The following is a 14,006-nucleotide window of genomic DNA, read 5'->3' as shown; positions in this document are numbered from 1 at the left end:
AATGATCACGGGTATAGCATGATCTAAGAAAGCTTGAGTGATGAGTTGGAACAAGGCATCCACACTTGGTCTTTGTTCAATATGGTTAAATAGGGGAGTGTGCACATCACCGCGAATATGGTCTGCATGGTTACATAATTGATTGCACAGTTTTACCGGTTCAACGATTTTCTCGACATCGGCATTAATAAGAATACAGGCTTGAGAAAGCACAACTTGTCCGCCGCCTTTCTTCAGTAATACGCGCTGCGCTGTCCCAACTACTTTTTGTCCACCGATGTTTAGGTTGTAGTCGCCATCACAGTAGGAATTTGGCGTTGCGTGTACGTCGACATTTACACCAAGCTGCTTAAAGAAGACGGTGAGCACGGAACACAAATCAAGGTATGCTTTCTTAATGTCGTATGGCTGATCTTCTGGCCAATGGTAAATATGTGAGAGATTAATGATCCCCGGAACTTGCGGGACTGGTGCGCCCCCTGTTTTTCTTGAGAAGAGCTTCCAGTTTGTGTCTTTAAGGCCTTGTTCAAGTTCATCCGAAATAGGCCACTTCTTTCCTGCCGGAAGAACCAGTGTTGGGCTTTTCACCTGCCATAACAACAGCACCTGAGAGAGTTGATCCGTTTGCACGAGTTTGATCAACTTATCTTCCTTACTGAAGACATCCTCGACTTCAATGGATTGATAACGGATCAGTTTATTTTTGGAAGCCAAATTCAGTCCCTCTTTTTCATCTACTCTTCAGTTTTACTCCAATTTGCTCACAAAATCCAATGGCGCTCTCATTTTTTACATTTATTAATTGTGTTTTAAAACATGAGGTTAATAGAGGTTTTTGCTATTCCTTTGATAATTGAGATAATTTATTTTTATTGCAATTGTTGTGTTCGCAACAGTTGTTGTGTAATCTTTTGCTCGTACCGTTACTACTACATCTAAAAAAGAGAATATCGCTATGAAAAAGACACTCAGCCTCGTTCACCGAATCAGCTCTATGACTGCATATATGTTTATTATGAGCTTTTTCACCAGTACCGTATTTGTTGAACTTTTTGGTGATCAGCAGGCGATTGTTGCGGTGAAAACCTATATCTCGTATGCGATTTGGGCGGTAGTACCTTTAATGGCAGCGGCAGGAATCACAGGAGCTAAGATGGCGCCTAAAGTGAAAAAAGGCCCTATCGCTGCTAAGAGAAAACGCATGCCTTTTGTCGCCATGAACGGTGTTTTAATTCTTGTCCCTGCGGCGATTTACCTTCAGCATCTTGCTCTGCTTGGGCAGTTTGATACCACTTTCTATGTGATACAAGTCGTTGAGCTGCTCGCAGGCTTCACAAACTTGACCTTAATGACACTGAACATTCGTGACGCAAGAGCACTAAAACAACCAAGAAAAACGGTGAAATCAATGGTTATGTAAAGCATAAAAAATTTTTGTTGTTCATTGCTTAAACGATAAATAGAATCCGCAGTCTATTTAATTCTAAGGCGATGAAATTATGAAAAAGTTAATGACTGCTGCAGCATTAGCAACGTTATTAACTGGCTGCGTGACCTTCCCAACACAAGAGTCCGAGCAAGTAAAAGTGATTTGGGACGATGTAAACGCAATCGCAAACTGTCAGCACCTTGGCACCGTGATAGGCTCTGAAGGCCATTTTTACGACTACTGGCTGCACGCAGATAAAGACATGGTTTGGGGAACACTCAGCCAAATGCGTATCAAAGCAGCAGAGTTAGGCGCGGATACGCTTTACTTGTATCAACCGCTAGGATTCTCTAGCTCAGTGACTATGTTCGCTAACGCATACCAGTGTAAAAACTAAAAGAAAAGCAGACGTGATAGTCTGCTTTTTTGTTTTGATATCTAGGGTCTGTTGACCTTTCGAGCTGATTTTTGCAGCGAGTTGTTGGATATTTATACAAGACAGAGACTTTGCTATGTAGCTAATCTACATGAGAAGTCGATAACGCAGTAGAAATGACCAACAAACGCTGCCCAAAGGGTTCGGCTAGGCGCCCCCGACTAAAATCGTTTTATGCTTTGTTAAGGAGTATTTGCTTAGAATGACTAGGCGACACACTCCTTAACAAAGCATAAAACGATTTTGACAAGGCGTCCCCATCCGAACAAAATTTAACAGCGAGAGATCAACAGACCCTAATGTTATCTCTATTTGATGCAGTTATTGCCTAGCGCAATTACGGTTTAATGTAGCTACTGTCTAATTTAGCCCTGCGGTCGCCATCGCAACAGAATCCGTAAAGGATAGGGTGAAGGCTTCATCGGTGTTAAGCACTTTTGCAGGGAACTCTAAGCTCAATTTCATCTCTGGCGCCACTTCAGATTTAATACTCGTAATGAACTTACGTGTTTCACCCGGAGATATACTCATCTCTGTGCCGCTATCTGGGCCAAGCTCGGCAATACCGATGGTCGTCAGTCCGTTCCCTTCGCTATCGACGAGGCTGAGTAGCGATTCCGATTTATAAATCAACTCACCTTTATCGGTCTGATACGCTCTAAAAGTATTGAAGTTCGGCTGTAATTCACCGTCAGAAGAGAGGTTAGTCACAGAGAAGGTGACGTTAGCGCCATCAAACTTCTCGACTCTTACTAGTACGTTAGCATCTTGATAGCGTGCGGCGGCCGCTGCAGCTGCCATTTCTCGTTGTCTTTCTTTCTCACGTTCGATTTCTGCCGCGCGCGCTTTTTCGGCTTCAATACGTACTTCTGCGATTGTGTACGACTTATCAACCATGGCCAATAGAGCAGGAATAGAGTAGGCAGACAGACCTTCTAAGTGGTCAAAATCAATCTTGGCGTTGGTTGTTAGCTTGTTGGTCGAGAACTGACAATGTCCGTCGATAAGGCTTACAAACGCGACTTCAAACGTTTTTTGTAACTTGCTTACCTCTAAGCCGGCTTTCTCGATGTTTTCGCGCACTTGCTGGATTTCTTCTAGTGACTTCTTCGGCAGCAAGCCGTTTGGAGAAACATCGTTAGAAACAGAGACCAGCGCTTCTGTGACGAATGGGTTGTTCTTTGCCGGAACAACGGTCGTGACTAGGTTGGATTGCGTGATGTCTTCACCCAACAGCACAGTCATTTTTTGAGACACGGCGGTTTTGTTACCTGCTAGTACGTCGCTACAGTTTGGTGAATTGCTCGCGTGTGCTACTTGCATGGCTGCGAGTGAAAGTACGGTGGACAAGCCTGTGACAACAAGTCCTTTCGATGGTCGAATGTTCATCCTGATAAACCCCTCTGTAATATGATGCGCTAAGCCGACGTGTATAAGTCCAATCACGGATTGGTGTAGCGACATTCAGAATGGTTGTAGTTGCGTCCTTGCGGCGTTCATCTTCACAGACTGCTTTGCTGATGGTTTCAGCGCAACTTTTGATAGTGATAAGCCCTCATGATCAAAAGTGTTTGAATTCGCAGATGATGCGACAAAGTCGATGCCTTTTTTCTGAAAGATAGACGTAACTTTTCAAGGCTTCAAATGCGTGATCAAGATCTCTTTTTTGCGATCGTTAGAGGATCAAGCGAAAACAGACACTTAACGTAGAGAGTTGATTTTGAGAGAAAAAAATAAATTTTTTGGGGAACTTTTTGAAACGCTGCCTTCGAGACTTAATTCGCATCTCAAAGGCAGGTATTTGGATTCTAAGGTGTAATTTATATTACAGCGCGTTCAGTACGTCGGCTAAACGAGTCACGGCAACTTTGAGCTCTTCAGGCGTTGCGTTGGTGAAGTTGAGTCGCAACGCTGCTTTGACTTCTGATCCTTCTGGATAGAACACTGGGCTAGGTACAACAGCCACACCGTTCGCAAGCAATGATTTTGCCAGTTCAAAGGTATCGCATTCTGGAATTTCCACCCATACAAACATGCCACCGTCAACGGGCTTCAATACACAATTGCTAGGAAGCTGTCTTTCTAGCTCTGCGTACATGACATCGTAACGTGACTTGTAGAGCTCACAAATGGTGCTGATGTGAGTTTCAAAGTTATCGTGCTGAAGCAGACCGTGCAGAAGTGCTTGCATTGGTACGCTGGAATGCAGATCCGCACCCTGTTTGATTTTAATCAGCGGTTCTAGATAACTGCTTTTACCTGTCACCACACCAATGCGAAGACCCGGAGAAGCGATCTTAGAGAATGAACGCAGCACGATAGAATGCTTAGGACAGAAATCAGAGACAAGCGGCAGTGCTTCACCGGAGAAACGCAACTCACGGTAAGGTGCGTCTTCAATAAAAGCGACGTTGTATTGAATACAAAGTTCTGCAACTTTCTGACGTGTTTCTAGCGCCCAGCAAACCCCTGTTGGGTTATGGAAATCGGGTACAGCGTAGAACATCTTCGGTTTTTGTTCTGCAAAGCATTGCTCTAGCTCTTCAAGGTTTGGACCAAATTCTGTTTGAGAGACAGTCACGATGTCCGCCTGAACCAAACCAAACACCTGCATTGCACCAAGGTAGCTTGGTGCCTCCATCACGACTTTATGACCTGGGTTTACATAAGCACGTGCAATCAGATCTAGGCCTTGCTGAGAGCCTGTAGTAATCATTGCGGCGTGTGTTTCAGGCAGTTTGAAGTAGCCGTTTAGGAACTCTAGCAGTGGCGCGTAGCCTGCTGTTGAGCCGTATTGGAAAACTTCAGGCATGTTTGCCAAGTTTTCTAGCGTCGGCTTCATTAAGTCGATAGGGAAGGTCTTTTCATCGGGCAAACCGCCAGCAAGCGAGATGACGTTTTTATCGCTAGCGGCAGCGAGGATCTCTCGAATGTACGATGACTTTACTTGTTGTAGTGACTGTGCGATTTCCATGCGTTGTGCTTCTCGTATTTTTTTAATTTTGGTTTTAGTTGAAAGATATTATATGGGAATTGTTAAACTTGGTGTGTCCATATATGCTGTTAAACATGTCCATTTATGCTATTTAAGTAAAACGCCCACTTATGAGCCAGCAACAGGTTTCCAGAATCAATGATGTGTTGTTCTACATTCATCAAGACATCGGTAGAGAATTATCCGCCAAAGAGCTGGCTGATGTAGCAGCGTATTCTGAGCAGCATTTCCACCGTATTTTTAAAGACGTTGTTGGGGAGTCAATTCACCAATACGTTCGTCGCACCCGAATGGAATACGCCGCAAACCAGTTGATGTTTGATACCAAATCATCGGTATTGGAGATTGCCAATAAGTGTGGTTTCAGCTCGGTATCTTCGTTCAGCCGTGCGTTCAAAGCCACGTTTGATATGTCTCCCGGCGCTTGGCGTAAGCACGATTTGCAAGTCGCTGAGAAGCCATACCTCAAAGACCCAGAAGTGGCGGCGGGTTACCATCGAGTCGCGAAGCGTACCTTACCGGAGCCAAAGATAGTTGAAGTGCCACAACGCTTTGCTGCTTACGTTCGTCATGAAGGCTACAACCGTTCTATTCGCAATGCTTGGTTGGTGCTAAAAGCTTGGGCGAACTCAGAGCATCGTGACTTTTCCACCCAATACGGTTTGCATCATTCTAATCCTGCTTGGGTTGAGTTAGATAAATGCCGCTACGTTGCTTGTATGGCAATTGATAAGCCGCTTAAGTATCGTGGCGTTGTGAATCAAATGACCATTCCGGGTGGCTTACATGCGGTATTTCGACTTACTGGGGTGTATGGTGAATTGCTGCCGCAGATCAGTATGGTATTAGAGAAATGGCTGCCCAATTCGGGCTTCAAACAACGCTCGACGCCAGCCTACGTGCACTACCATAAAAACCATTTCCTCAATCATGAAGAGGCGTTCGAGTTAGATTTCTATTTACCGATCAGCTTCTTTTAACGAAAAATAGCGAAGCCATAAAGTAGGCTTTGAGCGGATGAGAAAGCCCACGATGTGCTTGTTTTATAGATACTTTTGTAAATAGATGACAAACGGATGAAGTTATAAAGTGTCGGTCAAAATGTGCTCAAATCGACAATTTACCTTTGGCTGAAATGCTATGGTGGCTTTAAGCGTTGCTTAGGAATTAAGCAGCTTATTTAACTAAAATGTACTCAGCCAAAGAGGTCTCTATGTTAGGTGAAAATCACTCATTAACTCATGAATTCCCAGAACATTTGGATACCATCACTCAACTGACGGCAAACGACAGTGCGTTTGCTGAAAATGCAAAAAACTACAACCAGCTCGACAAAGAAATCCGCGAACTCGAATTGCAAGGAAACCCAATCGACGACCATGAAATGAACACACTCAAACACAACAGAGCGGAGCTAAAAGACTGGCTCTCCTCAAAAATTATGAGCGCAAAATTTAACGGTTATGTTTCATGGATAGCGGCTCGATGATTCGAGCCGTTCTTGTATTTGGCCTCGATTACTTGATAAGAACGGCTTAGTTAACTTATGGCTCTGCTAATTCACGGTTTAGCTAATTCACGGTTTAGCTAACTTGCGGGTAAGTGACCCGTCTTCACCCAAATCACCGTTTCTTCGTCGACAAAAGGGAAATGCTCACTCATATGAGAGAAGGGCTAGCAATCCAATCTTGTTGATGGGTTTTAATCACTAAACGTTGTGAGAAGTCCATATTGAGCATTGTGTGTTTCCAATCCTACCCCCGTATTGACTAAGTATATGCCGTTTTACCCGTGGCAGCTTTCACCCCTTCAAGCGAGGGAGTATCCCTTGCTTACCCACATCGAGCAGCCAAAAGAGAGCGAGACGATGATGATCATATAGAGCTTAAAGAGTGGTGAACTCTCATTAACCTTATGATTGCTATTGATAATTTTCATAGAATAAAAATTTACAATTTATTACATGCCTCGCTTTTTTTAGGCTTTTTTTAGTCTTTGTTATGTTATAACATCTGCAAAATATTAAGTAGTGTTATAACATAACAAAGTAAGGAAAAACGTAGTGAATAAGAAATTGGTCTCTTTAGCGGTTGGTAGCTTGTTTGTCTCCCCAGTTTTTGCCGATACGCTCTCAAACCCTCAGATCGGCGTGGTACTAGACGGTTACTATCAAGATGGCCAGCGTAACAACTCAGAGCGTGAAGAAGGTTTCGGCCTTGGTCACACTGAGGTGAACATGTCTGCAAACATCGATGATAAATTCCACGGCTCACTGACGGCGGTTCTTGAAAACCACGGTGATGAAACCGAACTGATGCTTGAAGAAGCGTTCATCGAGACTCTAGCTCTTCCATACGGTTTAAATGTGCGTGCAGGTCGATTCCTTTCTGATTTTGGTTACCTAAACAACCAGCATATGCATACCGACAGTTTCGTAGAGCGACCAATCGCTTATCGTACTTTCCTTGGTTCGCATTACTACGATGATGGTGTACGCGCAAACATCGTGCTACCCACTGATCTTTACGTGAAGTTTGGTGTAGAAGCGCTAAGCGGGAGCAAGATGTCTTCTGTTGAAGATGGCTCTGAGGTGGGTGTTTACACAACAACGTTGAAACTGGGTGACGACTTCTCTGAGTCTTCAAGCTGGCAGTTTGGCCTAAGTTACCTACGTAACGAAAACGGCAAAGTGACGGAGTTTGAAGATCACGACCACGGTCATGCAGACGTGCATGGACACGATCATAGTCACGGTGCCGCGGTAACTGGCGCTAACCTTTACGGCGCAGACTTTGTATGGAAGTGGGCACCAGACGGCAACTACAAATACAGCAACTTCACACTATCTGCTGAATACATGCTGCTAGACGGTGTGGTAGATAGTAAGTTCAAAGACGATGCAGAATCACCAGATAATCTAAGCGCTTACTACGTGTCAGGTGTTTACCGTTTCAACCCAAGCTGGTCTGCAGGTCTACGTTACGGTGAGGCAGAAAGCTACGATGGCCACGCACACGGTGACCACATGCACTTCACGGCTCTAAAAGACAAAGAAATGGATGCGATGATCGCGTGGGATTCTTCTCACTTCGGTACAATCCGAGCGCAATACTCTCGTATCGACAACCAAGACAGCGAGACAGACAACGTATTCACTCTGCAATACGTGATGACATTTGGAGCGCACGGTGCACATGCGTTCTAAGCTTACGCTCAGTAAATGCAGTGTAGCGATGATGGCGGCGGGGGCTGCCATCATCTCTTCGCCTGCTTTGGCGCTGAACATCTTCGTCTGCGAGCCAGAATGGAAAGCCTTTCTTGAAAGCCATGCGCCAGACGCCACCATCTATTCTGCGACGACCGCTAAGCAAGATCCCCATTACGTGCAAGCGCGTCCTTCTTTAATTGCCAAAATGCGCCAAGCGGACATCGCAATGTGTTCTGGTGCGGAGCTAGAAGTCGGGTGGCTGCCAATGCTGCAAGTTCGCAGTAGTAATAGCGCGGTGCAAAATGGCGCATCAAGCATGGTTTACGCGACCGATTTCGTGCGTATGTTAGACACCCATGATCATGTCGACCGCAGTATGGGGGACATACATGCGCACGGAAACCCACATGTGCAGTTTGCGGCGAATGACATGATTCCCCTGTCACGGGCGATCACTGATCGCTTGAAAACCATCGATCCAGATAACGCGCCAACCTACCAACTTAACGGCATGAAGTTCCGAGCTCATTGGCGCAAAAAGCTGAATGAGTGGCACGAGAAAGCGGCACCGTTAAAAGGCAAACAAGTTGTCGGTTATCACGCTACCTATCGTTATCTTTACGATTGGCTTGGTATGGAGCAAATCGCTGACCTTGAACCGAAGCCGGGAATCTCGCCAACCACTTCTCATCTGCAATCATTAACCAAGTTAGAGGCCAATAGCTTTGATGCGATTGTATTCTCATCGCACCAAGATAAACGCCCCGCGAACTGGTTACAGCAGCAGACAGACAAGCCTCTGATCCAGTTACCGCTCACGGTTTCTAACGGACAAAGTCTTGATGAAATGTACGACCAAGTCATCGACGAATTGCTAGATGTGCTGGTGCAGCCTGATCCGGTGAAGAGCTAAACCATGACAGAGTACGCATGGTTATTGCCCGCGGTACTGTGTGGCCTGATCGCGTTAGTCGGTAATGTCGTGCTTGGTCAACAAGTGCTAAAACGCCAAATCATCTTCATTGATTTGGCGGTGGCACAAGTTGCCGCATTGGGGGCCGCACTAAGTCATTATTGGCTGAACCAATACGCGCTCTTCTCGGGTTCCTTCTTCGGCGAGATGGTCGGCCCTTGGGTGATGTCGTTATTGCTGTGTGGTTTGATTGCCTTAATGGAGAAGCGTTACCAACAGCATTTGGAGCCGATGATTGGCAGCTTGTTTGTGGTCTCCGCCTCATTGGCGATCTTACTCGTAAGTAAAGATCCGCATGGTGCAGACTTTATCCAAGGCATTCTTAACGGGCAGTTATTGTGGTCGACATGGGATGATGTGTGGCCCTTGGCATTAATAACCGCGGCGATGTTGCTGTTGGTTTGGCTAAAACCTGCATTTATGCAGGGCAGTGGCTTTTACCTGATCTTTGCTATCTTGATGCCGATTACGGTCAAGCTCACGGGCATCTATTTAGAGTTTGCTCTGTTAGTTATTCCGGCTTTGTGTGCCGCGGCGTTAAAAGGAACGAGATTCTTCATTGCGAGCATCAGTATCGGCTTTGTGGGGATTTTGTCTGGCATTTCGGCGTCAGCTCGGTACGACTTACCGAGCGGAGCGAGCATTGTGATAACTTTATTTATCGCGGGTATGCTGTTTAATCTCTTGGTTCAGCCTTGGCTGCATAAATCGCCCTCCATTAATGAAGAGACGGCGTGACTATTCTCCAAATGATAAAAAGGCTCCGCGTGAACGGAGCCTTTTGTTTAGCACTGCTTTTTCTTATTAGTAACCATGTAGACTATTAATAGATTACTTAGTCACTTATATTTCTCCCTCTATATTAGCAAGATTTGAACAGAGGGAGAGTCTGAGGTTGGATTGAATCTGTCAAAGTGTTATCCAGCGCAGGGAATAATTGATTAATTCCCGTTTCAGATAGCCCTAACCATGCCATTAAACTCGCATGAAGCTGATCGGAAGAGATGGTTGGAATCACACGCCCACGCGAGAGCAAGTAAGGGCTTGTCTCAGATAAGTCTGGATATTCACCCACGATCGCTTTTCCTGCTACACCGCCGCCCATCACCAATGCGTGGCTTGCCCAGCCGTGATCCGTACCATCCGTACCGTTTGGAATCAAAGTACGGCCAAATTCCGAATGGGTGAACGTCGTTACCTGATCAAACAAGCCATTGTTTTCCAAAGCCAATTGGAACGCGGCCATCGCTTCTGCCAACTCTTGCAGCAAACCCGTTTGGCGGCTAATTTGAGCCGAGTGCGTATCGAACCCACCTAACTTACAACTAAAGTACTGCGCAGGATGCTGGAACTGATCTTTATGCAGCAGCAACTTAAATACCGCTTTTAATTGATTACCGATGCGTGTTTCTGGGAATACCTCAGTAATCTCGGCATTCAAAATGGCGCTGAACTCCTGATACATTCTGGTTGAATCCACTGCAACACCAGCATAATGAGACTGAAAAACATTACCGTAACTGCCCGTGTTTTGCAGTTGATCAAACAGATCTCGCGAACGTTGGTCATTAAAAATATCGCTCGGTGGTTGAGAGCCGACCGAGTTAGATTGCGCCTCGATACAGTTGGTCCACACTTGCGTGCCGCCAATATCAAACATTGGTGACAGCTCATTTAGACTGCGCAGCATAGTGCCGAGCTCTGTGGAAGTCTTAGCACCAAAGCCCTCTTTAGATAGAGACTTAGTCGCGTGAGACTGAACCATAGTGGATTGATGAGAGTGGCTGAACAAATGAGCGGGGCGAGTACTCTCACCATAAATCACATTATTCACGCGCTGTGTCAGTGGACCTAGGTTCACAACAGGTACAAGGTTAGCATTATCCCAATAGGTCTTGAGCGCTGCCATGGCAGGGTTTAATGCCAGTTTGGCGTCATCATTGACCGCATCTAAATGAATACAGCTCGTCTCATCCAAAGCTAAGCTGCCACGCAGTGCACGATACTGGCTGTTCGCCGGTGCGGCCGTAGGGATCAGCATATTGTAGCCATCGTTGCCGCCCGCAAGGTCGATGCCCACTACGGCGCGATAGCCGTTTTTGAACTGATTGAAAGAGTCTGCAAAGGCAGGAAAAGCAGCAAGGTTAAGTGCAGAAACCCCAACACCAGCGGAACCTGCTTGTAAAAAACGACGTCGTGTTAAGTTCATGATGATTACCCCTGTGTGATGAATTCTGGTGAAAGCAGTGCGTTCATAACGAGATTCTTAATCTCTTTGCGCCATTTAGATTGGCGACTTGGGCACTGGGCGAGGTAATCGAGATAGCATTGACGAGCTTGCTCACTCATTTGATAAGCAAACAAATGCTCGTTGAGGTAATCCACTACGCCTTCGTCATCAAAAGCAAGGTATCGGGTGAACAGCACTTCATCCATGTACCAATCTTTGGCCTCTTCCTCGAAGCGAGCGACAAGCTCACGGAACTGAATCCCATATTGGTAGATATCATGCCATTGGTACACATTGAATTCTGGTGCCACCAGACCATTAAAATCAGGGTGGTTTGGCGCATCATCAGGTTGGTAATAATAAAACACAGAAGGTGCAGACAGTGGCAACGTTCGGTTATACCAATTGAACTGTTTTGGCCACATCAGTACGCCGTCGCGTCGCTTCACTTGTAGCGCGCGCATCGCATGGGTAAACACAGAAAGCGGGTCACGCAATTTACCCACCGTGCTGCCAGAGCGAAGCGCGTCTTTATCCGTGAGAATCGCGATTATTAAGGCTTGCATGTCGCCATCAGAACGTTTGAACGCACGGCGAACACGGCGAATATAACCCGCTCTTGGATTGCTGGTCACAAGTTTGTTGATGAAGAACTTAGTCACAAAGGTGTAGAGCGTGTTTTGGTTCATCAAATGCTCGATCACCGCTTCCAGCTCTTCTTCTGCACCGACACCGCCAGGGAAGGTTTTACCAAGAATGGGCTTCTCACCCATATCGTGCTCGCCACGTGGTTCCATTGGCTGGCTGTACTTATCATTACCGCGAATATCGATGAACTTCCAACCGGTAAACACACGCGCAAGTTGCTCGATGTCTTCTTGAGTGTAAGACGCCACTTCGTTACCTTCGGCATCCAAACGCACTTCACCGTTGTTACGCAGTTTAACTGGGCCGAGCGTGAACAGTTGCAACAGTTCACGTGCGTAGTTTTCATCTGGGGCAGTGAGCTCGTTAGAAACGTTATTCACAAAAGTCAGGTACTCACCCATGATTGGCGATTTCGACACAAAGCGAATCACATCGCGGAAGTTTCCGAAGGCATTGTCGAGCAACCCGTCGAAGTAATTACACATGTAGCGACGCTTAGAAGCCGCTTTAAATGCCGGATCTTTCACGCTGACTACAAAGAGTTGAGACAGGGTATAAGCAATACGCTGACGCAAGATATCATCGCCTTCGACTGTCATGCGTGTCCAGCTGCTGGCGTAATATAAGCTTTGCCCTAAGTCCGGTACGTTGAGCTCATCTTGCTCAAAATGCTTCAGCCAAGAAGACGGTGTAATAAGTGTTTGTTGAGCGACCCAGTTTTCAATGCTTCCCGATTGAACAAGATCATTAATGTCACGTTGGGATGGCCCGAACGTGCACTGTTGCAGCGTTCTTGCTGCATCTATGTAAGCCTGATTCATTTTATCTCCCGTAGGTTTTGTTATCTTTCTCAGGTAAGGCGTCCTTTGCTACGTCCATATTTAAAAGCACGCCGTATCTTTAAATCGTAATCGAGAATTTCGATAACAAGAATGTAATACCCACAGGTTTATTGTGACTTTGCTGCATAATCTAAGAATTAGTTTTATGAGCTCTAAATGAAAGGCGAGTTATTCAACAAACAGCGCACTTATTACACCGCCATATCGACAGAACGGTGACGGAAACCCGTTATTTTGCAAACCATCATCAAGTTGTCTTGATTAGTTCACATCCGGCTCCCAGACTGTTCCTATAGTTTGAAGTAAATATGAAAGACCCTGCGTATGGAAGCGCAGCTGTAACGTGGCTGGGCATAAAAATAAAAAACGCTAGGGAAAAAGCGAATTTGTAATCTCAACATTTAAGGAAGACCAAGATGAAAGCGGAAAAAGTAGCAGTTGTTACTGGTGCGGCTCGTGGTATTGGCCAAGCGATTTGTGAGCAATTACTGGAAGATGGATTCCACGTCGTCGGGCTAGACATATCGCCTGTGGAATGGAGCCAGTCAGCGCAGCTAAGCAATTATCAAGTCAATTTGTGCGATGCAGCAGCGGTCAGCGAAGTGGTAGACAGTATCGTAAGGCAGCATGGAAGAATCGATGCGCTGGTTAACAACGCCGGTATCACGCGTGATGCATTGTTGCCAGACATGCTAGAGCAAGATTGGGACAGCGTTATCGACGTAAACCTAAAAGCGGTATTCTTGCTCACTCAACGCGTCGCGCCAGTGATGCTAGAGCAGGGTACTGGCAGCATTGTCAGTATCTCTTCTATTGTGGGTACGGATGGCAACATCGGCCAGAGTAATTACGGCGCAAGTAAAGGCGGTGTCATCTCGATGAGCAAAGGCTGGGCGAAAGAGCTATCAAGAAAGGGCGCTCAGATCCGTGTCAATTGCGTTGCACCAGGCTTTATCGCCACCGATATGACCAAGAACCTGCCAGAAAAAGTGATTCAAATGATGGAGGGCAAAACTCCATTAGGTCGAATGGGCTCAGTACAAGACATCGCCAATGGCGTCTCCTTCTTAACCTCCGACAAGAGCGCCTACATCACAGGCCAAGTACTCAAGATTGACGGCGGGTTAGTGCTTTAACCTTCAACACTCAGCCTCAAATAACAAACGCCCTTTGCTTATGTGAAGGGCGTTTTTGTTGGGGGGGGGTAATTGAGTTGGTGGCTAACAGTTGTCGAGTAGACGACAC

13 protein-coding genes and 1 pseudogene are annotated in these 14,006 nt (G+C 46.0%); 8 read left to right on the top strand and 6 right to left on the bottom strand.

Translation table 11 applies throughout. The annotated features are described in order from the left end of the window. Nucleotides 1-714: hypothetical protein (locus KIV40_RS24280; protein ID WP_285351742.1), on the bottom strand; the 714-nt coding region annotated here is incomplete at its 3' end. A gap of 241 nt (nucleotides 715-955) precedes the next feature. On the opposite strand from KIV40_RS24280, the gene KIV40_RS24275 reads away from it, so the two are divergent. Together KIV40_RS24275 and KIV40_RS24270 are read left to right on the top strand one after the other, a co-directional pair. Then, on the top strand, nucleotides 956-1,420 hold the full coding sequence (locus tag KIV40_RS24275; protein WP_285351740.1) for a hypothetical protein: 465 nt from the start codon (nucleotides 956-958) through the stop codon (nucleotides 1,418-1,420). 79 nt (nucleotides 1,421-1,499) lie between these two features. Further along, on the top strand, nucleotides 1,500-1,826 hold the full coding sequence (locus KIV40_RS24270) for a DUF4156 domain-containing protein (RefSeq protein ID WP_285351739.1): 327 nt from the start codon (nucleotides 1,500-1,502) through the stop codon (nucleotides 1,824-1,826). Between the two features lie 399 nt (nucleotides 1,827-2,225). On the opposite strand, the gene KIV40_RS24265 is transcribed toward KIV40_RS24270, so the two are convergent. Further along, on the bottom strand, nucleotides 2,226-3,254 hold the full coding sequence (locus KIV40_RS24265; protein WP_285351738.1) for a hypothetical protein: 1,029 nt from the start codon (nucleotides 3,252-3,254) through the stop codon (nucleotides 2,226-2,228). Between the two features lie 436 nt (nucleotides 3,255-3,690). Further along, entirely contained in the window at nucleotides 3,691-4,839 is a 1,149-nt protein-coding gene (locus tag KIV40_RS24260) for a PLP-dependent aminotransferase family protein (RefSeq protein ID WP_285351737.1), read from the bottom strand. A 131-nt stretch (nucleotides 4,840-4,970) separates the two neighbouring features. Between KIV40_RS24260 and KIV40_RS24255 the strand changes: the two genes are divergently transcribed. Together KIV40_RS24255 and KIV40_RS24250 are read left to right on the top strand one after the other, a co-directional pair. Then, nucleotides 4,971-5,840 (top strand): GyrI-like domain-containing protein, encoded by an 870-nt coding sequence (locus tag KIV40_RS24255; protein WP_012129906.1) that lies wholly within the window; start codon nucleotides 4,971-4,973, stop codon nucleotides 5,838-5,840. Between the two features lie 233 nt (nucleotides 5,841-6,073). Next, the gene (locus KIV40_RS24250) at nucleotides 6,074-6,349 is read left to right on the top strand and encodes a YdcH family protein (protein WP_285351736.1); all 276 of its coding nucleotides are present in this window, start codon (nucleotides 6,074-6,076) and stop codon (nucleotides 6,347-6,349) included. 98 nt (nucleotides 6,350-6,447) lie between these two features. On the opposite strand, the pseudogene KIV40_RS24245 reads toward KIV40_RS24250, so the two are convergent. Further along, nucleotides 6,448-6,525 (bottom strand): annotated as a pseudogene (locus KIV40_RS24245) (cupin); the annotation flags it as partial. Between the two features lie 397 nt (nucleotides 6,526-6,922). Here KIV40_RS24245 and KIV40_RS24240 point away from each other — a divergent pair. The 3 genes from KIV40_RS24240 to KIV40_RS24230 are packed head-to-tail and all read left to right on the top strand — an operon-like array spanning nucleotide 6,923 to nucleotide 9,779. Continuing rightward, nucleotides 6,923-8,065, top strand: coding sequence for a hypothetical protein (locus KIV40_RS24240; protein ID WP_285351735.1), 1,143 nt, complete (start codon nucleotides 6,923-6,925; stop codon nucleotides 8,063-8,065). Beyond that, nucleotides 8,055-8,981: a metal ABC transporter solute-binding protein, Zn/Mn family gene (locus KIV40_RS24235; protein ID WP_012129901.1), complete on the top strand. Its 927-nt coding sequence runs from the start codon at nucleotides 8,055-8,057 to the stop codon at nucleotides 8,979-8,981. The genes KIV40_RS24240 and KIV40_RS24235 overlap by 11 nt, the downstream gene beginning before the upstream one ends. 3 nt (nucleotides 8,982-8,984) lie before the next feature. Then, on the top strand, nucleotides 8,985-9,779 hold the full coding sequence (locus KIV40_RS24230) for a metal ABC transporter permease (RefSeq protein ID WP_285351733.1): 795 nt from the start codon (nucleotides 8,985-8,987) through the stop codon (nucleotides 9,777-9,779). Between the two features lie 124 nt (nucleotides 9,780-9,903). On the opposite strand, the gene KIV40_RS24225 is transcribed toward KIV40_RS24230, so the two are convergent. Next, a complete protein-coding gene (locus KIV40_RS24225) occupies nucleotides 9,904-11,250 on the bottom strand; it encodes a DUF1501 domain-containing protein (RefSeq protein WP_285351731.1) in 1,347 nt (448 codons plus the stop codon). A 5-nt stretch (nucleotides 11,251-11,255) separates the two neighbouring features. Further along, nucleotides 11,256-12,740 (bottom strand): DUF1800 family protein, encoded by a 1,485-nt coding sequence (locus tag KIV40_RS24220; RefSeq protein WP_285351730.1) that lies wholly within the window; start codon nucleotides 12,738-12,740, stop codon nucleotides 11,256-11,258. A 437-nt stretch (nucleotides 12,741-13,177) separates the two neighbouring features. On the opposite strand from KIV40_RS24220, the gene KIV40_RS24215 reads away from it, so the two are divergent. Further along, nucleotides 13,178-13,897: a beta-ketoacyl-ACP reductase gene (locus tag KIV40_RS24215; protein ID WP_285351729.1), complete on the top strand. Its 720-nt coding sequence runs from the start codon at nucleotides 13,178-13,180 to the stop codon at nucleotides 13,895-13,897. Nucleotides 13,898-14,006 lie beyond the last annotated feature (109 nt).

The organism is Vibrio sp. D173a, assembly GCF_030248475.1.
This window is presented reverse-complemented; position numbering and strand designations above follow the sequence as displayed.